The sequence below is a fragment of the Streptomyces sp. NPDC044064 genome, assembly GCF_056434245.1.
On the sequence record NZ_JBWKFN010000077.1, the window covers coordinates 1 to 2,406 of the forward strand.

Here is a 2,406-nt window from a genome sequence, read left to right on the forward strand (position 1 = left end):
ACGGGTCGGGTGCGTCGTGCGGGTGTGTCGTCGTTCGGTATCAGTGGCACGAATGCGCATGTGGTGCTGGAGCAGCCGCAGGACATGGCCGTTGCCGCAGCCGAGGGGGTTGTGAGGTCCCCGGGTGTGGTGCCGTGGGTGGTCTCCGGCAAGACGGAGGACGCCCTGGAGGACCAGATCGCGCGTCTGCATGCGCGCGCTGACGAACGTCCGGAGGATGTGGGCCTGTCACTGGTCGGGTCCCGATCGGAGTTCGCTCACCGCGCGGTGATCCTGAACGGCACCGAGGTCGTCAAGGGGCAGGTAAGGGCTGGTAAGTCCGCGTTCCTGTTCTCAGGACAGGGCTCGCAGCGCCTGGGTATGGGGCGGGAGTTGTACGGCCGGTTCCCGGTGTTCGCGGAGGCCTTCGACGCGGTGTGCGCCGGTCTGGACGAGCACCTGGACGTGCCGCTCCGGGATGTGATCTGGGGTGAGGACGCCGAACTGGTCGACCGGACGGCCTACGCGCAGGCCGGCCTGTTCGCCATCGAGGTGGCGTTGTTCCGGCTGGCTGAGGCGTTCGGCGTTCGCCCGGATTTCCTCGCCGGGCATTCGATCGGTGAGGTGGCGGCGGCGCATGTGGCGGGTGTGTTCTCGCTGGTGGATGCGTGTGCTCTGGTGGCGGCTCGTGGTCGGCTGATGCAGGCGTTGCCGGAGGGCGGGGCCATGCTCGCCGTCCAGGCGACCGAGGACGAAGTACGCCCTCTGCTGGGCGAGTTGGTGTCGATCGCTGCGGTCAACGGACCCCGGGCCGTGGTGGTCTCCGGTGGCGAGGCGGCGGTGGAGGAGATCCGCGCCCACTTCGGTGACCGTAAGTCGACGCGGCTCCGCGTCTCGCATGCGTTCCACTCCCCGCTGATGGACCCCATGCTCGGCGACTTCCGCCGCGTGGTGGAGGGACTCGAGTTCTCGGCTCCGCACCTGCCTGTCGTGTCGAACCTGACGGGCGAGGTCGCCGCGTCGGAGGACCTGTGCTCCCCGGACTACTGGGTGCGCCATGTCCGCGAAGCTGTCCGTTTCGCCGACGGTATCCGGGCCCTCACCGCCACAGGTGTGAGCCGTTTCCTGGAACTCGGCCCGGACGGTGTCCTGACCGCGATGGCGGCGGAGTCCGCCGACCCTGATGCCGTACTCGCCGCCGTGCTCCGCAAGGACAAGGACGAGGAGACGACCACCCTCCAGGCCCTGGCCCGCCTCTACGTCGACGGCGCCAAGGTCGACTGGAGGGCTGTCTTCGCCGGAACGGGTGCCCAGCGCGTCGATCTGCCGACCTACGCCTTCCAGCACCAGCGTTACTGGCCCACGGGGACTGTCGCTCGAGCCGGTGACGTCCGGTTCGCCGGGCTCAGCGCGGCGGAGCATCCGCTGCTGACCGCGTCCGTACCGCTCGCCGACGATGATGGAGTGCTGCTCACCGGTCGCCTGTCCGTGCAGTCGCACCCGTGGCTCGCGGACCACAACGTGAAGGGGACCGTGCTCCTGCCGGGCACTGGCCTGCTGGAACTCGCCCTACGGGCGGGCGACGAGGTCGGCTGCGATGTGGTGGAGGAGTTGACGCTGGCCGCTCCGCTGGTCCTGCCCGCGGAGGGCGGGGTCCAGGTGCAGGTGAAGGTCGGCGCACCGGACGAGGCCGGGCACCGGAACGTGGGCGTCTTCGGGCGCTCGGACGACGCGGCGGACGAGGTGTGGGTGCGGCACGCCGGCGGTGTGCTGTCCCCTCGCGCCGAAGGTGCTGCTCCCGCGCAGTGGAGCGACTGGGCGGTCTGGCCGCCGGAGGGCGTCGAGCCGGTGTCGATCGAAGACGCCTATGACACCTTTGCGGAGGCAGGTTTCGGGTACGGGCCGGTCTTCCAGGGCCTGCGTGCGATGTGGCGGCGCGGCCAGGGCGAGGAGCTGTTCGCTGAGGTGGTACTGCCCGAGCAGGCGCACGACGACGCCGCCCGCTTCGGTCTGCACCCGGCTCTGCTGGACGCCTCCCTGCATGCCGGACTCGTGGAGGGCGCCGACGACGACACGGTCGTCCCGTTCGCCTGGAACCAGGTGTCGCTGCACGCCGCGGGCGCGACAGCCGTACGGGTGAGGCTGACGCGCGTCGGTGCCGAGGGGCTGTCGCTCACCATGGCCGACATGACCGGTCGACCGGTGCTGTCGGTCGGCTCGATGCTCAGCCGTCCGGTGTCCGCCGAGCAGTTGGAGTCCGGCGTGCGTACGGCCGAGCGGCCGTACGCGATCGAGTGGGCCACGCTGCCGCTTGCTGCGAACCCCGATGTGTCGTGGGTGCGTTGGGAGGAGGTGTCCGGGGGTGTGGGTCCGGTGCCGGGTGTGGTGGTGCTGGACTGTGGTGGTGTGGGCGGGATGGATGTGCCG

The 2,406-nt window shown here is 70.3% G+C and carries 1 protein-coding gene; it reads left to right on the forward strand.

Features of this window, described 5'->3' with window-relative positions; translation table 11 throughout:
• Positions 1-2,406: acyltransferase domain-containing protein (locus AC07DS_RS46280; RefSeq protein WP_479154736.1), on the forward strand; the 2,406-nt coding region annotated here is incomplete at both ends.